Annotated in this window: 24 protein-coding genes; 14 read left to right on the top strand and 10 right to left on the bottom strand. The window is 48.4% G+C overall.

The window, feature by feature from the left end; all coding sequences use genetic code 11:
* Positions 1-41 precede the first annotated feature (41 nt).
* From gdhA to BN162_RS18010, 4 genes are all read left to right on the top strand, one after another.
* Positions 42-1,382 carry an NADP-specific glutamate dehydrogenase gene (gene gdhA, locus BN162_RS11970; RefSeq protein WP_020225352.1) on the top strand — a complete coding sequence of 447 codons (1,341 nt, stop codon included), beginning with the start codon at positions 42-44 and terminating at the stop codon, positions 1,380-1,382.
* Positions 1,383-1,490: 108 nt separating this feature from the next.
* Positions 1,491-2,330, top strand: coding sequence for a metallophosphoesterase (locus tag BN162_RS11965; protein WP_020225351.1), 840 nt, complete (start codon positions 1,491-1,493; stop codon positions 2,328-2,330).
* A 138-nt stretch (positions 2,331-2,468) separates the two neighbouring features.
* Complete coding sequence (locus BN162_RS11960; protein WP_020225350.1) at positions 2,469-2,915, top strand: MarR family winged helix-turn-helix transcriptional regulator; 447 nt, start codon at positions 2,469-2,471, stop codon at positions 2,913-2,915.
* Positions 2,916-3,081: 166 nt separating this feature from the next.
* Positions 3,082-3,984, top strand: a complete 903-nt coding sequence (locus BN162_RS18010) for a sugar phosphate isomerase/epimerase family protein (RefSeq protein ID WP_020225349.1) — start codon at positions 3,082-3,084, stop codon at positions 3,982-3,984.
* 70 nt (positions 3,985-4,054) lie between these two features.
* Here the strand turns inward: BN162_RS18010 and BN162_RS18005 are convergent, their stop codons facing one another.
* Both BN162_RS18005 and BN162_RS11945 read right to left on the bottom strand, forming a co-directional pair.
* Positions 4,055-5,305 (bottom strand): CCA tRNA nucleotidyltransferase, encoded by a 1,251-nt coding sequence (locus BN162_RS18005; protein ID WP_020225348.1) that lies wholly within the window; start codon positions 5,303-5,305, stop codon positions 4,055-4,057.
* Positions 5,298-5,954: a helix-turn-helix transcriptional regulator gene (locus tag BN162_RS11945; RefSeq protein WP_020225347.1), complete on the bottom strand. Its 657-nt coding sequence runs from the start codon at positions 5,952-5,954 to the stop codon at positions 5,298-5,300. Before BN162_RS11945 ends, BN162_RS18005 begins: the two co-directional genes overlap by 8 nt.
* Positions 5,955-6,152: 198 nt before the next feature.
* On the opposite strand from BN162_RS11945, the gene eda reads away from it, so the two are divergent.
* The 7 genes from eda (at position 6,153) to BN162_RS11910 (ending at position 11,052) form a co-directional block, all read left to right on the top strand.
* Complete coding sequence (gene eda, locus BN162_RS11940; RefSeq protein ID WP_020225346.1) at positions 6,153-7,115, top strand: bifunctional 4-hydroxy-2-oxoglutarate aldolase/2-dehydro-3-deoxy-phosphogluconate aldolase; 963 nt, start codon at positions 6,153-6,155, stop codon at positions 7,113-7,115.
* Between the two features lie 18 nt (positions 7,116-7,133).
* Positions 7,134-8,156, top strand: a complete 1,023-nt coding sequence (locus tag BN162_RS11935; protein WP_020225345.1) for a sugar kinase — start codon at positions 7,134-7,136, stop codon at positions 8,154-8,156.
* Between the two features lie 322 nt (positions 8,157-8,478).
* Positions 8,479-8,814 carry a PadR family transcriptional regulator gene (locus tag BN162_RS11930; protein ID WP_020225344.1) on the top strand — a complete coding sequence of 112 codons (336 nt, stop codon included), beginning with the start codon at positions 8,479-8,481 and terminating at the stop codon, positions 8,812-8,814.
* The gene (locus tag BN162_RS18000; protein WP_020225343.1) at positions 8,814-9,497 is read left to right on the top strand and encodes a permease prefix domain 1-containing protein; all 684 of its coding nucleotides are present in this window, start codon (positions 8,814-8,816) and stop codon (positions 9,495-9,497) included. The genes BN162_RS11930 and BN162_RS18000 overlap by 1 nt, the downstream gene beginning before the upstream one ends.
* Positions 9,494-10,036 carry a hypothetical protein gene (locus BN162_RS11920; RefSeq protein ID WP_020225342.1) on the top strand — a complete coding sequence of 181 codons (543 nt, stop codon included), beginning with the start codon at positions 9,494-9,496 and terminating at the stop codon, positions 10,034-10,036. The genes BN162_RS18000 and BN162_RS11920 overlap by 4 nt, the downstream gene beginning before the upstream one ends.
* A 115-nt stretch (positions 10,037-10,151) precedes the next feature.
* Positions 10,152-10,859, top strand: a complete 708-nt coding sequence (locus BN162_RS11915) for a zinc metallopeptidase (protein ID WP_020225341.1) — start codon at positions 10,152-10,154, stop codon at positions 10,857-10,859.
* Positions 10,846-11,052 (top strand): hypothetical protein, encoded by a 207-nt coding sequence (locus BN162_RS11910; protein WP_020225340.1) that lies wholly within the window; start codon positions 10,846-10,848, stop codon positions 11,050-11,052. Before BN162_RS11915 ends, BN162_RS11910 begins: the two co-directional genes overlap by 14 nt.
* 120 nt (positions 11,053-11,172) lie before the next feature.
* Here BN162_RS11910 and BN162_RS11905 read toward each other — a convergent pair whose 3' ends face one another.
* The 8 genes from BN162_RS11905 to BN162_RS11870 form a co-directional block, all read right to left on the bottom strand.
* Positions 11,173-12,039: a PTS system mannose/fructose/sorbose family transporter subunit IID gene (locus BN162_RS11905; protein WP_020225339.1), complete on the bottom strand. Its 867-nt coding sequence runs from the start codon at positions 12,037-12,039 to the stop codon at positions 11,173-11,175.
* A gap of 2 nt (positions 12,040-12,041) precedes the next feature.
* Positions 12,042-12,830, bottom strand: a complete 789-nt coding sequence (locus tag BN162_RS11900) for a PTS mannose/fructose/sorbose/N-acetylgalactosamine transporter subunit IIC (protein ID WP_020225338.1) — start codon at positions 12,828-12,830, stop codon at positions 12,042-12,044.
* A gap of 18 nt (positions 12,831-12,848) precedes the next feature.
* A complete protein-coding gene (locus BN162_RS11895; protein ID WP_020225337.1) occupies positions 12,849-13,340 on the bottom strand; it encodes a PTS sugar transporter subunit IIB in 492 nt (163 codons plus the stop codon).
* Between the two features lie 21 nt (positions 13,341-13,361).
* Positions 13,362-14,042 carry a PIG-L deacetylase family protein gene (locus tag BN162_RS11890; RefSeq protein WP_020225336.1) on the bottom strand — a complete coding sequence of 227 codons (681 nt, stop codon included), beginning with the start codon at positions 14,040-14,042 and terminating at the stop codon, positions 13,362-13,364.
* Between the two features lie 28 nt (positions 14,043-14,070).
* Positions 14,071-15,012, bottom strand: coding sequence for a GNAT family N-acetyltransferase (locus BN162_RS11885; protein ID WP_020225335.1), 942 nt, complete (start codon positions 15,010-15,012; stop codon positions 14,071-14,073).
* Positions 15,013-15,171: 159 nt separating this feature from the next.
* The gene (locus BN162_RS11880) at positions 15,172-15,885 is read right to left on the bottom strand and encodes a GntR family transcriptional regulator (protein ID WP_020225334.1); all 714 of its coding nucleotides are present in this window, start codon (positions 15,883-15,885) and stop codon (positions 15,172-15,174) included.
* Positions 15,886-16,031: 146 nt separating this feature from the next.
* Complete coding sequence (locus BN162_RS11875; protein WP_020225333.1) at positions 16,032-16,739, bottom strand: YetF domain-containing protein; 708 nt, start codon at positions 16,737-16,739, stop codon at positions 16,032-16,034.
* A 120-nt stretch (positions 16,740-16,859) separates the two neighbouring features.
* On the bottom strand, positions 16,860-17,207 hold the full coding sequence (locus BN162_RS11870; protein WP_020225332.1) for a hypothetical protein: 348 nt from the start codon (positions 17,205-17,207) through the stop codon (positions 16,860-16,862).
* A gap of 422 nt (positions 17,208-17,629) precedes the next feature.
* On the opposite strand from BN162_RS11870, the gene BN162_RS11865 reads away from it, so the two are divergent.
* The 3 genes from BN162_RS11865 (at position 17,630) to BN162_RS11855 (ending at position 20,805) form a co-directional block, all read left to right on the top strand.
* Positions 17,630-18,268: a hypothetical protein gene (locus BN162_RS11865; protein ID WP_020225331.1), complete on the top strand. Its 639-nt coding sequence runs from the start codon at positions 17,630-17,632 to the stop codon at positions 18,266-18,268.
* 75 nt (positions 18,269-18,343) lie between these two features.
* Positions 18,344-19,696 (top strand): MATE family efflux transporter, encoded by a 1,353-nt coding sequence (locus BN162_RS11860; RefSeq protein WP_020225330.1) that lies wholly within the window; start codon positions 18,344-18,346, stop codon positions 19,694-19,696.
* Complete coding sequence (locus BN162_RS11855) at positions 19,696-20,805, top strand: metallophosphoesterase (RefSeq protein ID WP_020225329.1); 1,110 nt, start codon at positions 19,696-19,698, stop codon at positions 20,803-20,805. The genes BN162_RS11860 and BN162_RS11855 overlap by 1 nt, the downstream gene beginning before the upstream one ends.
* Positions 20,806-20,891 lie beyond the last annotated feature (86 nt).

Raw genomic sequence — 20,891 nt, 5'->3', positions numbered from 1 at the left:
CAGCGTGAGTATCATATCATAGTAAAAAAGGTGGGATAACAATGAATCACTATTGCGAACGAGTTTTACATCAGCTGAAAGAAAAGGACGCTTCACAGCCGGAGTTTCTGCAGGCCGTCGAGGAAGTTCTGAATTCCGTCAGCTTGATTTTTGATCAGCATCCGGAATATGAAAAGATGGCGATCCTGGAACGATTAACGGAACCGGAGCGGATGATTCAGTTCAAAGTACCATGGATGGACGATCAGGGACAGATGCATGTCAATCGCGGCTACCGCGTCCAGTACAGCAGCGTTTTAGGCCCGTATAAAGGCGGACTGCGTTTTCATCCGGCTGTTACGCTGGGAATGATGAAATTTCTGGCGTTTGAGCAGATATTTAAGAACGCCCTGACGACACTGCCGATCGGCGGCGGCAAGGGCGGCAGCGACTTTGATCCGAAAGGCAAGAGTGATCAGGAAGTGATGCGGTTCTGTCAGAGCTTCATGATCGAATTGTCCAAGCATATCGGTCCGGATGTCGATGTCCCGGCTGGGGATATGGGCGTCGGCGCGCGGGAAATCGGATATTTGTACGGCCAATACCGGCGCCTGAAAGGAGTCAGTGAACGCGGCGTGCTGACTGGCAAAGGCATAGGCTACGGCGGCAGTCTGGCGCGCAAGGAAGCAACCGGCTATGGTTTGATCTATTTTGTGCTGGAAATGATGCGGGCTCACCAGCTGGATCCTCAAGGCAAGCGGGCGATTGTCAGCGGCAGCGGCAACGTCGCGATCTATGCGGCGGAAAAAGCGATGCAAAATGGCATTCAGGTCATAGCGATGAGCGATTCCCGCGGCTACATTGTCGATGACCAGCTGGATCTGAACGTCGTGAAGAAGATTAAAGAGCAGCTGCGGACATCCTTGTCCGCTTATCCGGAAATGGCCGGGCATGGTGAATATCATGAAGGATCGGTCTATGATGCCGGGTTGAAGGCTGAGCTGGCGCTGCCGTGTGCCACGCAGAATGAAATCAACAAGGAGCGGGCGGGGCGGCTGTTGGATCAAGGCTGCCTGTTAGTCGCGGAAGGCGCCAATATGCCTAACAATAACGAGGCCATCGCGCTGTATCACGAAAAAGGCATTCTGTTTGCCCCAGGGAAAGCTTCCAATGCCGGCGGAGTTGCGACATCGGCCTTGGAAATGAGCCAGAACAGCATGCGGTTAGCCTGGACGTTTGAGGAAGTGGATGATAAGCTGCGCGGGATCATGCGGTCGATTCATGAACAATGTCAGGCTGCGATGAACCAGTATCTGCTTGACCCGAAAGACTATGTGACGGCCGCAAATATTGCGGGCGTTCAAAAGGTCATCGACGGAATGATCGCCATGGGCGATTATTAATCAATTCTTCCTGTTCATCTTACCCCTGACAGGATTCACAGATAAAAGGAGAATCACAATGAAGCAACCGAACGAATTAACCATAGGCAATACAGGGGGAGGCTGGCGATGAAGCTGGCCCTTCTCTTTCTTGGAATGGCTGTCCTTTACCTTTTCATTGGCTGGCTTGTCAGTTTTCCAATAAAACTGCGGACTTATTCCCTGTCCAGTTCCAAGCTCTCATCTTCGGTGCGGATCGCGGTGGTATCGGATCTGCACAGTACGATTTATGGACAGAATCAGCAGCGTCTGCTTCATAAGCTGCGGCAGTCGCAATGTGATCTGATACTAATGCCGGGCGATATCATTGACGACATCAAGCCGCTGAAAGGGGCTGAACAATTCCTGGATCAGGCGCCGGCGATCGCGCCCTGTTATTACTGTACAGGCAACCATGAGAACATCGATACGCTGATTTCGCTGGAAGAAGTGAAAAAGCGGGTGCGTCAGGCTGGAATTACCGTGCTGGACAGCAAAAAAGAAACGATTAAGATTCGGGGAACAGCGCTGACAATCTGCGGGATTGACGATCCCCGTCAATACGCCTATGTGGATCGTGACCGCCAGGAAGAAATTCAGCTGATGAAAAATCTAGGCGATATGAAGGCCAGTTCAGAGTATACAATCTTGTTAGCCCACCGGCCGGAGCGGGCAGAGATCTACGCGCAGTTTGGCTTCGACCTGATTGTGTCCGGGCATGCCCATGGCGGACAAGTACGGATTCCCGGATTGATCAACGGATTGTTCGCTCCCCGGCAAGGCTGGTTCCCGAAGCGGGCAGGCGGTCTGTATCATGAAAAGAACACGGAACTGATCGTTTCCCGCGGCTTGTGTCAGCGCTGGTATCTGCCGCGCATTTACAATCCCGTCGAAATTCCAATTCTTGAAATCCATCCTCTAGACAAGTAAAAGAACAGTTTTCCTGTTCTTTTGTTTTTGTTCAGTCTAAAAAGTGAAAATTAGCGTTTAATTCACATTAAATTCAGTAAATATCTATCGTTTTCCGTGAATTTTGATTTATAATGAAGCCAAGAAAGGAGTGAGTTCATGAATCAAATTCGGGACGTAGTGAATTTAGATACGAAGGCGTTTATCATGTTTTCTGATCTGATCAAACAATTTTATGAAGTCAAATCAGAAACCTTGAAAGTTTTGGATCTGAAGCTATCCCATCTTAAAATCCTCCATCTGTTGTCTGATCATAATGGAATCAACCAACAGGAAATTGCGGTCATTTCCGCCAGCAAGCGCTCTACAATCTCAGAAATTATATCAGAAATGGAGAGTGAAGATCTTGTGGTGCGGATCGGCAACGATACAGACCGCCGAGTAATGAACATCTTCCTGACAGAGAAAGGAAAATCCGCTTCAGATCTTATTCAGTCTGAATTCCGAAGCTACTGCATGCAGTGCATGGAAGGCTTTTCCGATGCCGAGGTTCTGTTGTTTCAGCAGCTGCTCAATCGTTTTCAGTTTCAAAAAGGGAAAAAGTAAATTCACGGAACCAAACAGCTGAGAAGTTTTCCTGCCGAGGGAGGACTTCTTTTCATCAGTGGGAAATGGACTGTTCATAGCGGCAAGCTTGCTTGCTTCCCCTTTCGTTTCGCCGTATAATTAAAAAAGAATTTCTGTCGGGAATGGACAGAAACAGGAGGAATTTATGCGAGAATGTTCACTGCACTTTGATTTTTCCAATGCGGAAGGAAAATTGGATCTGGATAAAGCCGATGCCTTAATGGATATGGCGCTGAAATTAGACATTCATACGTTTAACACTTATTGGAATCAAAATGTCTATCCGGAAGCGGAGGACGAAGATCGAGCTTTTGCCGAACAGATTCATGCGCTGGCAAAGAAGAAAGGGATGAAGCTGTCGTCATATCATTTTATCGGTTCGGTATTGGATGAGGATGATCCTGAACAAAAACGAGTACGTCATTATATGCAGAAAAGCTTAGACCTATACAGTGTCTTGGAGCCGGGGGTGTTTGTCGTTCATCCTGGAACGTTTTCTGACGGCGGATTTAAGAAAAACAAGCTGGTGCATCAAGCTTCCTTGGAAAAATGGGGAGCTGAGGAAACCCACCGGCGGGTAGTTGAAAACCTGCGCTGGTTTGGAGATCGCGCTGCTGAAAAAGGGATTCGGCTGGCGGTTGAGAATATCTACGGCGGCCGGTTCTACAGTCAGATCGATGAACTGATTCAGTTGGTGGAAGAAGTCAGTCGGGACAACGTCGGTTTCTGTCTGGACGTCGGACATGCGAATATCGACGGTGTTGATATCCCGTCTGCTGTCCAACGGATGGGCCGGAAACTCTATGAAATTCATCTGCATGACAACGATGGAAAAAAAGATCAGCATCTGCCGATTGGATTTGGCACCGTGAATTGGATTGAAGTGATCGAAGCGCTGAATTCTATCCGCTACCCAGGCGCCGCGACCTTTGAGTTTTTCCGCTGGCCGCTGCCGGATTATGAACAGGGACTAACCTATGCGGTTCAAATGTGGCGGACTCTGGAATCCATTCAGGAAAACGGATATTTTACAACGACTTGGAAGTAAAATACTTCTTTGAGTATCAGAAAGTCTGTTGTTAATTCAGAACTAATAAAAGCCGGAGTTTCGGGGAGGTTTAATCCTGAGACTCCGGCTTTGCTTGCTGTTGGATATAGGTTAACAGCGCTTCTTTTTGATTAGGTACTTGGTCTTCAATCACCGCAGACAGCGCTTGATTTAAACAGACGGAAATCTCTGTTTTCGGACAACCGGCGGCGATCAGATCATAGCCGTTGACCGCCAGCTGCTTCAAGGTTAAACAATCAGAACTTTGAATTTCTTCAATCGCGGCGATCCACTGTCCAGCTTGTTTTGCACTGAGGCGGCGCAGTGCCTGCTGAAGCTGAATCCATTCTACACTCAGATCAGGAAGCTCACAAATCAGCCGGCGCAGATCGATTCGATTTTTCGGCAGCGGCCGGTTCTGATTCTGAACGAGTTGAGTCAGGCTTTTCCGGTCATGATTGGAAAGCTTCAACTGCCGGCTCCAGCGCTGAGCCTGATCAAGGCAGAACGCCAGCGGGGTTTGCTGCGACACAAGAAAAAAGCACGCCAAACGCGGCAGGGTTATCCGAGGACAAAGGCGGAAAGCGCCGAAAGCTTTTTGGATGGCTGCCAGTGATTGGAGAGCGGGAAGCTGCGGAAACAAGACGGCCAGTAATTCGTGATAAACAGTGAAGACTTCCGGCCAGCGCCGGCCGATCACCATTTTCTCTATTTCCCGGGCAATGCGTTCTGCGGAAAGAACACGCAGCAGCTCCTTTTTTTGAAACAGCGCCGCATGAGTTTCGGACTCAATCGTAAAATCCAAGGCTGCGGAAAAACGCAGCGCCCGCAGGATCCGCAGGGCATCCTCATCCAACCGCTGACAAGGATTACCAATGCAGCGGATGCTTTTCATTTTCAGATCCTGCTGCCCGCCGAAATAATCCTGCAAGCCAAGTTCAGGATGCCAGCATAAGGCATTGACCGTGAAGTCCCGGCGAGCGCAATCCTCTTTTAAAGATCGGACAAATTGAATGGAATGGGGATGACGATGATCCTGATAATCCCTGTCGGTTCGATAAACGGTGACTTCAATCGGGAAATTCTGCATCATGACGGTGACTGTGCCATGCTTTATCCCGGTCGGAATTACGGTGTGACCCTGACTTTGAAAGCATTCCATCGTTTGTTCCGGAAGCGCTGAGGTGGTAATATCGATATCCTGTACGGGACGTCCTATTAACCCATCGCGAACACATCCGCCGACCCACCAGGCCTCATAACCCGCGTCGTTCAGCAGCTTCAGACAGGTTAGTCCGGCGCAGCGCAGGGCCTCATTCATCTGTGCCTTCTTTGCGGATTGTATCCAAATAACTGTAAAGCGTAAATTTGGAGATGTCGAGGAAGGAGCAGATTTTATCGCCGCTCTTGGTAATCAGGAAAGCCCCCTTATGATCGAGAAAGCGCACGATTTCCATCTTTTCTTCTTTATTCATATCCTTTGCCGGCTTATCCATATGCTTGCGGCATTCCTGCAGAAGCAGCTCCAGGATCTGATTGACGTCATTGGTAAACGGTTCCTTGCCACCGTTATTTTCTTCCTGCGGAAGCAAGGTAAACGAATCCAGCTTTTTCTGCGCCTCCACCAGCGGCGTAATATCGGTGTTCAGACACAGTGAGCCGATATTCTGTCCCTGTTCATTCTGAAAGAAAATTGAACTGTTGCGGATAATCCGGCCGTCATCCGTGACCATGACCTTATTATAGCGGTGCGATTCAGTCTGTTCGCTGGAAAGAACCTCCAAACCCCAGGCTCCGCCGCCGTCGCCGATCTGCCGGCCGCTGATCTGTCCGTTGCGGATATCAATAATCGTGTGCGCGTAATCTTTTGTGTTGTCATGCAGAACAATTTCGCACTGCGGTCCGAAATGATGTTCAAGCAAGTCCATAATCTGTGAAAAAAGCAGACGTTGTTCTTCGATTGAATTCACCTGCGCTCCCTCCTTTATTCTCTAAAGAATATTGTTCCAGAGGAGCAGAAAAAAGTCAAGCCAGACCTGAATATAACCTAAAATATTTTTAGTATATAAGTGAATATCTAAAAAAAAGTTAGAACCGCTCTTTACAATTAAGGGAAAGCATGTATACTAGAAGTGTATCAACTCATTCAAGGAAAAGGAGTGGAAATCATGGATGCAATTTTAGAAAAAATCAGCCGGATCGGCATTGTGCCGGTCATCAAAATCGACCGGATAGAAGACGCTGAACCGCTGGCAAAAGCGCTGTGCGAGGGCGGACTGCCTGTCGCTGAGGTCACCTTCCGGACTGAACATGCCAAAAAAGCAATGCAGATCATCAACGAGAAGTTTCCGGAAATGATTCTGGGCGCCGGCACCGTATTAACGGCAAAGCAGGTCGACGATGCGATAGAGGCCGGGGCCAAGTTCATTGTTTCACCGGGACTGAATCCGGAAATTGTCCGTTACTGTCAGTCTAAAAACATCATGATTCTGCCGGGCTGCGCCAATGCCAGCGATATTGAAGCGGCGCTGTCCTTCGGGTTAACGACGGTTAAATTCTTTCCAGCTGAGCCGTTAGGCGGTCTGAAGATGATTAAAGCGCTGGCTGCTCCGTATGTGAATGTCAACTTTATGCCAACCGGCGGCGTCAAAGAAAATAATATCTGCGATTATCTGGCGTATGATCGGATTGTCGCCTGCGGCGGTACCTGGATGATCGATTCCAAGCTGATTGCCAACGGCGAGTTCGATAAGATTAAGGAACTGACGCAGCAGGCAGTCAAGACGATGCTGGGGCTGAAGCTGGATCATGTCGGCATCAATGCAACACCGTCCACCTCTGAGGGCATTGCGAAGGAAATGGCGGGTCTGCTTCAGTGTGATATCCGTGCGACATCCAAGAGCTTCTTTGCGGGGGATACCGTTGAAGTCATGAACGAAAATGGCCGCGGAACTCATGGTCATATCTGCTATACTGTGAATTCAGTTGATCGTGCGGTTCGTTATTTTGAAGCCCGCGGCTACAAGTTTGCTGAGGAAACAAAACAGTTTGATGCGAAAGGTCATCTGACGTTCGCTTACTTTGAAGGCGAAATCGGCGGCTTTGCAATCCATCTGAAAAATGCGGCATAAGGAAAGGATAAATTCATTATGAAAATTATTACATTAGGCGAAATCATGCTTCGTCTGTCCACTCCGGGCAACACTCGTTTTGTTCAGTCCGATGCCTTTGACGTCGTTTACGGCGGCGGAGAAGCCAATGTGGCGGTTTCTCTGGCCAATTATGGTCACGATGCGTATTATGTCACTAAACTGCCGAAACATGAAATCGGTCAGTCGGCCGTCAACGCTTTGCGCCGGTTTGGCGTCCACACGGATTACATCGCCCGCGGCGGTAATCGGGTGGGTATCTATTATCTGGAAACCGGAGCTTCAATGCGGGCTTCCAAGGTTATTTATGACCGCGCCGGATCTTCGATTGCTGAAGCTTCCGTGGAAGATTTTGATTTTGATGCGATCATGGAAGGGGCAGATTGGTTCCATTGGTCAGGCATCACGCCGGCGATCAGCGCCAACGGTGCGGCGTTAACCAAGGCTGCCTGCATCGCAGCGAAGAAACATGGTGTAACGGTATCCTGCGATTTAAACTACCGCAAGAAATTATGGACACCCGCCGAAGCTCAGACCGTCATGAAAGATCTGATGCAGTACGTAGATGTCTGCATCGGCAATGAAGAAGATGCTGAACTGTGCTTGGGCTTTAAGCCGGAGGGAACGGATGTTTCCAGCGGCAAGCTGGATCTGAATGGTTATAAGACCATTTTTGAACAGATGCGCACTCAGTTTGGTTTCAAGACTGTCTGCACCACGCTGCGGGAAAGCTTCTCGGCCACGCATAACGGCTGGTCAGCTCTGATCTATGACGGCGAGGAATTCTATCAGTCCAAACGTTATGAAATCAATCCGATTGTTGACCGGGTCGGCGGCGGTGATTCCTTCTCTGGGGGTCTGATCCATGGTCTGCTGACCAAGAAAACACAGGGCGAAGCTCTCGAATTCGCGGTTGCGGCTTCTGCGTTGAAGCATACAATCAACGGTGATTTCAACCTAGTTAGTGCGGAAGAAGTCGAAGCCTTAGCCAACGGCGATGGTTCAGGCCGGGTTCAGCGTTAATTACAGAATAGAGTTTTCACAAAAAAGCCTTTGTTCACTGGGAACAGAGGCTTTTTATCTACTGGAAAAGTTCTATCCGTTAAAGAAAATAATGAAGATCGATATAACTTGAATCATTTAAAATTAACGCGAATTACTTACTATTAAAAGTAAAATGTATTAATTTTAAAGCTCGAGGTGAGTCTGTGAATTATAATATTTAAACCATTTAGCATCGATTGTGTTTGAATTTGTGAAAACTCTAAAAGACTCCTCTTTACATACCTAGCATATCTATGTATAATGGAAGCATAGAAACTCTAGGTATGAAGGGGGACTAATCATGAACTATGATAAAGGGCTGATTGCCGGCAGTTCCGGGATGTTGGTGCTGAGCTTGCTGCAGGAAAAGGAATGCTATGGTTATGAGCTGATCAAACTGCTGAAAGAACGTTCCAGCGACGCCTTTGATTTCAAAGAAGGGACGCTTTATCCGATCCTGCACAAAATGGAAAATGAAGGCTGGATCCGTTCAGCAAACAAAGCGGTGAATGGCCGGACACGCCGTTATTATGCGATTACAGCCCAAGGGTTAAGGCAGCTGAAGGCGCAGCAGGAACAGTGGATCAGTTTTTCTTCCGCGGTAAATCAAGTGCTTTCCTTTCAGGGGAACGGATGATGAATTCCATTGAAGAATACATTCAGACGGTCACTTCGCAGGTTCATTTTATTTGGGACCGCACGGCGATTGCAGAAGAACTGCGGGATCATCTGACAGACAGTGCTGAAGCTTTAATGGAAGAAGAAAATCTGTCAGCCGAGGAAGCGCAGGCGGAAGCTGTGAAGCGAATGGGGGATGGAAAAACGATTGGACAGCAGTTCAATCAAATCCATCACCCGGTAATCGGCTGGATCTGGCTGATTACGCTGTCGCTGGCTTTCATTGCGGGGATTGCCCTGGTTGGTTTAACGGTGAATTATGCGTGGGATATCTTCTCCTGCAGTTTTCCGGTTCATCCCAAGGCGGCGGTGAAAATCAGAGATCTAAACGAAAGTGTGGATATGGCAGGCCATGTTGTTCGGTTTGATGCTGTGTGGGAAGAGCAGGAAGACCAGTTAATCCTGACCTATCGAATCCAGAATAAGCTGAATTATTCCCGATCTGGCTGGTCGGTTACTTTATTTCAGATCGTAGATCAAGACGGAAATGAGGGAATCAGTCCGTACTTTGAGGGAAATTCACTGCTGGGATCCCGGGGAATGATTCGGATTGAACGTCCTGATTCGGGAAAAGTGAAACTGACCTTTATTGATGGGCAGCAGAGAATTTTGAATGTGTCAGAACAGGAGGGGCAGCCTTGAAAAGAATAAAACAGATTGGAATAAGCCTGGGTGTGCTGATTCTGACCCTTTTCTTAATTTATTGGACAAGCGGATTCTATTTTTCGCCGCAGGCTTGCGTTGAGGATTCATTGAGAGGACTCTATTTCATGCCGGCAGAGAAAATATTTGATATTCGTACAGAGAATTATGTTTATTATCTGTACGCCAACGATCATCAGTACGCGCTGCACAGTGTCAGAAAAACAGCTTTGTTTTTCTATGTCGCAGCCGGCGGCAGCACGCATAACGATTATCCGAAATCAACGGAACCTTTTGATCTGGACTTCAGTGCCGATCAAGTGAATGAAGTTTTTCTGGTTCATCGAAATCGTCCTGATATTGCGAAAGTAGAATGGGAATTGGCAGAAGACAGCCGCAAGGTTCTCTTGGATCAATGGAAGGATGATTTTGCCATGATAGTTTTGCCCCGCAGCGGCGCTGATTCCGTTTTTTGGCAGGGAACAGTCCGAGCCTATGACGCACAGGGAAAGCTGGTAGATGAACGTGTTTTTCCGTAATCTATTTTGGATAAAGGCCTGTATTTGTTCGTTTCGTTGACAAAGCAGCCGGGTTGTCTAGTGGAAAACCTTAAAAAATTGTGTAGAATAAACCTACCATAAGGGAGGAATGTCTATGTTCTACGCATTTTACGATATTTTTTATTTATTAGTTTTGTTGGCGATTGGTTTTTCCATGTGGGCCAGCGCCCGGGTGAATTCGACATTTCGTACGTATAGTCAACAGCGTACGCGCAACGGAATGACCGGATATGACGCCGCGCGTGAGGTGCTCGATGCCAACGGCTTGCATGATGTCCGAATTGAACGCACGGCAGGAAATTTAACCGATCATTTTGATCCGCGAACGAATGTGATCCGGCTCTCGGATTCAGTTTATAGCTCTGCTTCCACGGCGGCCGTCGGCGTGGCTGCGCATGAAGCCGGTCATGCGATACAATATGCCAAGGGCTATGCACCGTTAAAAATTCGCAATGCAATCATTCCGCTGACCAATATTGGTTCCCGGTTGTCAACTCCATTAATTTTAATGGGTTTGCTTTTTTCCGGGCTGGGTCAGTTTGCGATCACACTTGCTTATGTGGGTGTGGCTTGTTTTGCACTCAGCGTTGTGTTTCAGCTGGTCACATTGCCGACAGAATTTGACGCCAGCCGCCGGGCAGTCGCGGCGATTGAAGGATGCGGCTTGCTGAGCAGCGAGGAAGTCGGCTCCACGAAAAAAGTTCTTTCCGCGGCGGCGATGACGTATGTCGCGGCCTTGGCCGTCGCCATTACACAATTTCTACGCTTGCTGAATATGGTGCAGCGCAATGACCGGCAGTAGAAAAAAGCTGGATATCCATCTTCTGAATCCAACTTTGCAGGAAGATCTGATTCCCTATTCTTTAAGACAGGAAGAATGCGCGGCCGAGCAGCTTAGAGGTCAGCTGCTTGTCTGGACGGTTTCCGGCCGTGCCTTAATCGGCATGGATCAGCAGGGGTCCTTATTTGATTTTGACTGCAGCAGATTGATTTAGCTGTAATCGGCATAGGAAAGCAGTTGATACAGCTGTGAATTTTAGTTCTCAATTGAACAAAGAAAAGCTCGAATCTTAAGGAATCCGAGCTTTTTATTTATTTTAGAAATTCAGCCAAGCTTAGGCATAGAAACCTGTCGCGTAGCCGACAAAGGTTAAGAGGCAGGCCAGAACCAGAATCAAACCCATCAGTTTCAGCGGCGACCATTTCTTTTTGGCATACAGGCCGTAAACGCCTAAGGTCAAGCTCAACGGCAGAATCTGCGGGAAGATCGAGTTCAAGACGGAATCGGCATTAAACAAAACCTGACTTTCCAGAATTGTGTTGGTTGTTGCATCGTAAACATCTTTGACAATTTGAATCGGCAGTGTGCAGGAAACGAAGGAAGCGGTTAACGCTCCGACCACGATCAGGCCCAAAACCGTCATGGTATCTGTCAGTAAGTTCAGCCGGCCCGTTGCCATAAACGTCTGCATGCCTTCCAATCCGGATTTATAACCCAGTTTGAATAAAAACCAGCTCAGTGCCGCGGTGCCGATCGGATAGACAAGCATGTAGATCACCGGTCCCAGCCAAAGCATATTGGCGGAAGCTTGGGAGATTGACAGACAGATCGTTAACAGAATCGGAATGATCGTGGCAACCCACAGGGAATCGCCGATTGCCGAAGTCGGACCGATCAATGCGACCTTGACGCTGCTGATCAGCTCCGGCGTACATTGCCCGTTGGCATTGGCTTCTTCCAGACCGCAGACAATACCATTGCAGATGGAGCCTACCTGAGCTTCGGTGTTGAACAGTGTGATATGCCGCTGCAGAGCCGCTGCCTTTTCTTCCTGAGTATCATATAATTCATCAATCACCGGCGCCATGGCCTGGCCGAAGGCCATACCCAGCATGGATTCAGCCTGTTGGGAACAGCCGTTCCAGAAGAACCAGGTTCTAAAAGATTTCTTTAATGTTTTTTCACTGATTTTCTTAGCCATGATTATGCTCCTTTCCGATCAGCCTGCGAAGAAGCTGCGACATAATAGAGAATTGCGGTGATGATCGCGACGACGGCGACGGCCATTGTGCTTAAACCGAAGTAGGTCACCAGAATGAACCCGGCTAAGAAGATCACAATATGATATTTCTTCTTTAATAAGAAGGACAGGATAATGCCCATTCCCAGCGATGCCATCATGCCGCCGAAAATGCTCAGCGCGGTGGTGACCCAGCCTGGAATCAGGGTGGCAAAATCAGCTTGTCCGGAAGCTGCGGTCATGGAAGTCAGAACCAGCACCGCCGGAACAAAGCGGCATAAGAAACCAATCGCCTGTCCCATCACAACGTTCGGGATGATCATTTTCTTTGTTTCTCCCGCTTCAGCATAGTTTGCGGCAAAGCGGTTCAGCGGCAGATTTAAGGCGTAGGACAGGTTCCACATAACCTGACCGACCAATCCGCCGATCCCGGCGAAGACGACAGCTAAACCAATCGCTCCGGTGGCATCCATACCCTGACCGAAGACGATGGCCGCGGCGACGCCGATATAGGTCGCATACGATAAGTCCCAGGCCACGGCGCCCCCTGGCGTGACGTTGCCCATATACATGATCTGCAACGGAATCCCGACGACCATGGCCGTCTGAATATCCCCTAAAATTACGCCGACAACGAAGGCCGCGACTAACGGACGGCCTAAGGTGTACCAGCCGATCGTATTGCCGACGATAGAACCGATGGATCCCAGATACACAAAGAGTGCGATCAGGATGATTTGAATGATTGACATAATTACCCCTCTGACTTTCTATTCAATCGTTTTGCGGAAAGCGTCCCAGCTTGTCCGTAGCGTGTTAGGCAGCTGCTGGAAGCAGACGTCTGCCCCTTTGGCACTCAGCGCGTCGATCACTTCAACGTCCTGCTGGCTGAGGTAGAAGATCCCGGTAGCTCCGGAAACCTTATGCACGGAATCCGGACGTTTAGCGATATTGCCGAGCATGACAAATTCAGCGCTGAGAACGGTTTCTTCCAGATCTGCCAGCTGCTTCGGGAAGCGCACGATCACCAAACGGTTGGCGGCGCTCTGTTCGCTCAACAGCGAGCGCGCTTCCTCCGTAGTGACAATATGCGTTTTATATAGCGGCGGTACGCTCATCGTCATGATCGATTTCAGCATTGGATTTTTGGCGCTTTCATCGTCGATCGCAATGATTTCTTGGATCGCCAAGGTTGGACACCAGGCGACAATGGTCTGACCGTGAATCAGCCGGTCATCGACGCGGATTACAATTTTACCCATGGTTTATTCTCCTCTCTTTCATCACCACAGCTGCGGTTCGATCAGACTCGCATACATATACGCAACGGTATAGCCGCTGTTGTTGGACTCAATTTGGCGGACTTGGCCGATCGTCGGATAATACTGCTGATAAGGGAAATTGTTGACTTCGCCGCGGAACACAGCGTATTCTTGCATCGCACTGTACCACTGGTCAATTTCTTCCTGATTCAGCGTGAAATAGGCCTGCGGGATAAAGCCGACAAGATCCTCAAAGGTTTCGCCATAGACTAAGCGGATCGGATTGCCCTTTTCCCGCAGCCGTTTAACAGCGGTTACGACCGCGTCATGGGTGTTGATGTGACGGGGATGCATGGATCCGCGCCAGTGGGTGATGACCAGATCGACTTTCTCATCAATGAAATAGTGTTCCATCCGCTGGCTGAATTCCTCCAGGGAAGGCATGCTGCTGGAAACGTAGCCAAGCCAAAGCGTATCGGCTCCCAGCTTTTCCGCGGCTTTCTGATTCATCGTTAACAAATCCTTCAGATAAGCCTGTTTGGCTTCCTCTGTGGCAGCCGGATCTTCCAACCGGCCTTGAGTGACGTGGATCAGTGTGCAGTGCGCGCCTTGTTTGGCATATTTGAGAACCAGAGGTCCGCCCATCAGCTCCGCGTCCAGAGAATGAGCGCCGATGCTGACGACGCGTTGAATCGATGTCATATTTGTTCTTCCTTTCTTTTGCTTTTTATTAATCTAAATTCTTACGGTAATCGGTAAAGGTGCGGAAAACGGTAATCCCATGGCGTTGGTAGAAGCGCCGGCCGGGAGCGTCGGTAGAAACAAAATACATGTGGTAGATCCCGCGTTTTTCCATTTCCAGCTGCATGAGGTCCAGCAGAATGCTGCCTAAGCCCCAATTGCGCTGGGAAGCTTTGACGCCGATCGGGCCGAAGCGCATCGGATTGCCGTCGATCTGCCGCATGCAGAAGCCGGCAATCTGGTCGTTTTGATCAACACACAATAATACGTTGTCTTCCGCCAGGCTGTTCTGCATGCTGATCAGCAGATTGCGCTTCCAGCCTCCGCCAAATTCGACCTTGGCAAATTCAAGCAGATCCACGCAGTATTTCCAGCTGAATGGAACGAAACGAAACCCTGCAGCTTCCGCTTTTGCTTTGCGGGACAGCGCTGTTTCATCCAACTGATAACCATGCAGATCCTTGCACATGGAGTAACTTTCTTCTCCGCTCTGATATCCCATCGCGTCAAAGAAAGCCGCGGCCTGCGGATAGTTCTGTTTATCAATCCCCGGAAAGAAATAATTCGGACTGTAAGCGGCGACAGTCACATTGTTTGCCCCGCGTTCTTTCATGTCGGTTTCGGCTTTTTCCACCAGCCTCCGTCCAATTCCCTGACGGCGGTAATCCGGATGAACAAATAAGACGTTGATCCAGCCCCGTTCCGGCTCTAAACCGCGTTCAAGATAAGGAAATTTGCGGCGGGTCGCCAATAGGAAGCCAACCGGCTTCTGATCGCAGAGTGCAGCATAACAAAGTGACGGGTCAAAATTGTCATCCAGTAAGGCTTGTTTGCGGAATTTGTGAACAGTCAGCGGATCGAAGGGCAGACACTGATTCCACAGATCAACAACAGCCTGTTCATAGTTCTGATTATAATTCTGAATTTCCATGCTTTCTCCATTCCTCCTCAGTCAAGTATATTAACAAAGCAATCAGAAATACTCATAATATTGATATGTTAACATATTAACTGATTTCATTATACGGTGTCCTTTGATTTTATGCAAGCCCTTTCACAGAAAAAAGAACATTCGCTCGAAGAATGTCCTTTAAACTTTAATATTGACGGTTACAGAATACCAATCCTTATTGAAATAGGTTTCAGCATATTCGATGATTTCATCCCGCTGATCAAAGGTCAGACGCTTGACGAAGAAGGTCGCGGTGTTTTTGCGGATATTCATCAGCTTTGCGATTGGGGCGTCGCCCACTTCCCGAACAGAATAATTTTCATTGACCCAAACAGGCGTGACATTAACCTGAGCCAGGGTTTTGTAAAAGGATTTCGTTTCATGGACTGTCTGTGCTTTTTCCAGCGGAAGCAGACGGCTGTCAACAAAGGAGCTTTGGTAAGCAATGGGCTCTCCGTTGGCCAGTCGAATGCGGCGGACGCAGACAATCGGCTGCTGCGGATCAATCGTCAGTTTCTCCGCAATCTGTGTATTGGTGATCAGTTCAATCTTATCGACATGCATGTCGATTTCATAGCCTTGCTGAAGCAGCTCATCACTGAAACTCAAGGAGGTCAGCCCGCGGATCATCTGTTTTTTGGCGACAAACGTTCCCAACCCCTGAATGCCGGTGAGATAACCCTCATTAATCAGATCGGTGAAAGCTTTGCGCACCGTGATTGTGGAAACATTATATTTCTTTTTCAGCACGGATTCGCTGTCAACTTTATCTCCGGGTTTCAGTCTGCCGGATTTGATGGCTTCAATAATATCCTGTTCGATTTGGAAATACTTAGCGACTTTGTATTCCATACCCTTTCACTCCCTAACTTAATATGTTAACTTTAAAAGGATTATAACAGATTCTTTTTTTAAAAGATAGTGTCATTCCAGGAAAAAACGGCTGTCATCCGGCTGAAAAAAGACGCTTGGGCAAAGTGGAGGAAGACAAGGACAGTTTAGAAGCGGTGGATTGACTGCGGCTGGGCTTTGTTCTTTAAATAAAGAACGAGCTTTCCTTGATCGTCTAAGGTTGCCAGTGCAATCTCATCTATCCTGCATGCTTTCTGCGTCTGGATTTGATCAAGCAGTTTATCTGCGCTTTGTCCGAGGGCTTGCAGATTTTGATGGAGAATCTGTCCGTCGATGATGACGTTGGCCGGCAATGCTGCCGGAATGAAATCCTGTTTCAGATCGGTAAGCTTCAGCGGCCGGGCGGCATCATGGGGCAGAACGGACAGATTTCCTGTCGGCTCTAAGACCGCATAGTTCACTTCTTCAAGATTAAAATAACCGCCGCTGCGCAGACAGCTGAGCAGTTCGTTAATATTCAGCCGGGCTTGTTTTAAGCCCGTCCATTGAATTTGTCCCTGCGCAATAACGACAATCGGCGTTCCGGTTAAAACGCGCCGCATCAGCCTATTTTTATTGGTCAGTTTTGACATGAAGATGCCCGCCAGCAGAAAGAAGGCAATCGCAGCCAGTCCATGAAGCAAAGGAATATCTGCGGATAAAGCGGTTGTGGCCGCTAAGGAACCGGTAGTAATTCCCACGATGTAATCATAGAACGTCATTTGTGAAATCTGCTTCGGTCCGTTCAGCCGGGCGACCAGAACGAGAACCAGAATTGCACCCACACTGCGCAGGATCATTTCAAAAAAAGTCATGCGTTCAACTCCTTTTGTCTTAGCATGGCCGGATTGAACTGGATTATCATCTCTATTCAATCCGGTAATCGATGCTTATCAACAAGGCGTCAAGACAGATCAACTTTGCCGCAGAGAGTTTTATTTGCCGCAAAACAGAATTTCGATCAGCCCTAATCCCAAAAGTAGCATGGAAGTATCGCTGATTAAGATCAGGCGGAAAGCATTGAACTGCGGCGCGGTCAAAGAGAGCAGAAAGAGATAAAGCAAGCCGATGCAGAAAGCGGAAATGATTGAGGCTTTGGAAATCTTTTGGATGTCTTTGCGGTGGAATGCCAGTCCGATAAACAAACCGAAAGTGAAATACGCTGCGATGACTGCTTGAGGATTAAAAAGAAGCAGTGTTTTTCGATAAGCATTGATCGCAAATAACAAGGCTGACAATCCGAGAACCAAAAGGACAGTGTTGAAGACATTCAGTTTTTTCATAAAACGCATCCTTTCCCGTGATGAAATAAAAAACAATTGTCTTGATAAGGTGGCAATGCGGACCGGATGAAACGGATTAAACCTATGAAAGTTATGTTTTATAAATTAATTATATCATTTTTATGGATTAAGACATCAATATCAAAGATAAAAAGCTTGGATAAAAGGCCTGGATCAGCGTTTTGAATCATGATGGAAAGCCCGGGGAAAGAAAAAAATTTGTCTATAGATTCAAGATTCTTTTTGTTAAATTCCCCTTATTTTCCACGGCTTTAAACCGAAGTTAGAAAATAGACAGGAAGTCATAGCCAAAAACTAAAAAGGGAAAAAAGCAAAGGGAACAGATTATTTGCTTTTGGGTGAAGTTAGGACTATGATTAGGGATATCGAATGATGCGAAAGAAAAGAAAGGGGCGGTAATCATGTCGGCAATTTTGTTTCCCGAGGCGATGTGTTTGGTGGAGCCGGTCAGCGGTCAGGTGAGCTGGGGTGCGAATCAGCTGTGGTATGGCGATTTATGGCAGCGTAAAGCAGGCTGCGGTCCGAGTGCGGCGGCTTCCCTGATCTTTTATCAAAAACAGAAGCAGCGTCTTCTGCAGCGCAAACCGTTGTTGTCAAGCCGTCAGTGTCTGCTGGATCAGATGATGGAAATGTGGAATTACATTCAGCCCGGGCCAGGCGGAGTCAACCGCGTAGCCCAATTCACGGAAGGCCTGGAAAAATACCGCGCCGCGCAGAACCTGAACTTTGAAATTTCGGCGCTGGCGATTGCGGAGGATCCATCCCAACGATGCGGATGGCCGCAAGTCAGTCAGTTTTTGGAAACGGCCTTAAAGCAGGATGAGCCTGTTGCCTTTTTGAATTTGTGCGCCGGTGAAGAAAAGCGGATTGATGAATGGCATTGGGTGATGATCAGCACGCTGAATCCGGAAACCGGAATCATCACGTTCTTGGATGAAAGCAAGATCAAGGAAGCCGATCTGGCGTTGTGGCTGCGCTCGACAACCAAGCGCGGCGGATTTGTCACGCTGCATTGGCCGCCAAAGCATTCTGATTTGTAAAGAAAGATTAACAATTCCCTAAAAACGGATTATAATTATTTCTAATTAAGTTAAAAAGCGATAAGGGGGAAACGCATGGCAACGAAACAACGTGGTTTAATGACTTCCGGTGTGATCTGGAAGGAACTGTTACTCTTTTCAATTCCATTATTGCTGGGGAATTTGTTCCAGCTGCTCTACAACACGGTCGACTCGATTGTCGTCGGCAACTTTGTCGGTCATCAGGCGCTGGCTGCGGTGGGAGCCAGTACGCCGCTGATCAATATGCTGATCGGTTTTTTCATGGGTGTGGCCGCGGGGGCCGGTGTTCTCGTATCCCGGTTTTTCGGCGCAAGAAAGCTGGAGGAAATGCATACGGCGATCCATACCTTTGTAGCCTTCACGCTTTGTTTTGGAGTTTTGATGATGATTGCCGGAATCACGTTAACGCCGCTGTTTTTGAAATGGATGGGAACACCGGCAGACATCATGGAAATGGCCGTGCTGTATCTGCGGATCTATTTTCTGGGGATTATTCCAACGATGCTGTATAACTCCGGAGCTGGAATTCTGCAGGCCGTAGGCGATTCCCGCCGTCCGCTGTACTTCCTGACCATTGCCAGTGTATTGAATATTATTTTGGACTTGGTCTTTGTTATCAATATGAAGATGGGGGTTGCCGGGGTGGCTTGGGCCACGCTGATCGCTCAGAGCGTGTCTTGTATTCTTGTGGCTTTCACGCTGCTGCGCACAAAAGAGAGCTATCGGCTCCTTCCGAATAAAATCCGCATTGATAAACCGATGCTGATTCAAATCGTGCGGGTCGGCATACCCAGCGGTTTACAACAAATGATCGTTTCTTTCTCGAATGTATTAGTGATGTCGTATGTCAACCGCTTTGGTTCAGCGGCCATCGCCGGATTCAGTTCGGCGAATAAGTTTGATAACTTCCTCGGTCTGCCGGTCAACAGCTTTATGCTGGCCATTACTACATTTGTCGGACAGAATATGGGCGCCAATCAGATTGAGCGCGTCAAAAAAGGAATCCACACCTGTATTTTCATGGGGATTGGTATTGTCATTGCGATTGGCATTCCTGCCTATCTGTTCTCGGATCTGTGCATCCGGATGTTCTCGCAAGAAGCCGATGTCATTTATTATGGATCGTGGATGATGCGCACCCTGGTGCCGTTCTATTCGATTTTGAATATCGCTCAGGTGCTGACCGGAGCGGTGCGCGGAACCGGCAACACGACTGTTCCGATGCTGGTCAATGTTTTCTATTACTGCATTATCCGTCAGGTATTTCTGGCGCTGGCGATGTTGTTCGTCAATTCAATTGTCGTTGTTTTCTGGAGTTATCCTCTGACCTGGAGTCTGTCGGCAGTCACCCTGTTTCTTTACTATAAACGAGGCAGCTGGCTGAAGCACAGCGGAGTACAGGGTTGATGCTGGATCATTCCTGCATTCGTTATCAGGATCTGAGTCAGAACCGCGCGCTCTTTATATCCGATATCCATGGCGAGGGCGAGCTGCTGAAGGAATTACTGCGCAAGGTTCACTATGTGCCAGGGCAGGATTCGCTGTTTCTGCTGGGCGATCTGATTGAAAAAGGCCGTGCCAGTCTGGATACGCTGCATCAGGTGATGGCCTTAAGCCGGCAAAAACGTGTCGTCGTTTTAAAAGGCAATAATGATGAAGCTGAACAGCTGCTGGAAGAAACCATTCCGCTGCCGATGAAGCTGGGATATCTGCGGACGCGGCAGTCGCTGATCAGTGAGATGGCGCAGGCCCAGGGCATTACGATTGATGAAAAAACGGATTTTGGGATTCTGCGCCAACGATTGACGGCGGCGTATGCCGAGGAATTTGCTTTCTTAAGAGATTTGCCGCTGCTTGCTGCGGGGCAGGGCTATGCCGCGGTGCATTCCAGTATTCAGAACATTGAGAATTTACGTCAGAATCATCCGCGCTTGATGCTGAAGGATAATGATTTTCTGCTGAATTCTGACTGCCGTTTTTCAGTTCCGGTGATCGTTGGTCACATGCCGACGGTGGCGCTCAGTGACCGGCAGGCTGACTGCGGCGTTCACTATTTGAAAGACAGGAATTTATTTGCGATTGACGGCGGGTGCGGTATGCATGCCCATGGTCAGCTCAATGCCTTGATTGTCGAACAGGGGGATTTCCAGCACTTTCAGACAGCCTATGCCGATCATCTAATCCGGCGCAGGGTCATTGGAGAACAAGTCGGAACCCCAAAGGAGCTGCAGGTTTTTGTGCGTTATTTTGAAAGTGAAATTGAAGTGTTGGAAGAGGACGGGGCGTTTCTTAAGGTTCGTCATCTCAAAACAAATAGGCTGCTGGAAATTCCGCGCGGCGCCCTGCGGATCATCGAGGGGAAAACGCATTGCTTCAACAGCACCAGCTGCTGGCTGCCTTTGCATTCAGGACAGGAAGTGGCGGTGATTCAGGAATATGGCGACCGGGTCTTCTGCAAACACGAGGGCCGCTTGGGCTGGGTCAGCAGCACTGTGTTAGAAAATCTTGTAAAATAAGACTAACTGAGAAAATCAGAAGAAAGCACAGAAAGTCCAATGCAAAGCGATCGAGAAAAAAATAAAAGAAGTCGAAATCAACGGTC

Origin of the sequence: Holdemania massiliensis AP2, from assembly GCF_000327285.1 — a bacterium.
In the GTDB taxonomy this organism is placed as follows: Bacteria; Bacillota_I; Bacilli_A; order Erysipelotrichales; family Erysipelotrichaceae; genus Holdemania; species Holdemania massiliensis.
This window is presented reverse-complemented; position numbering and strand designations above follow the sequence as displayed.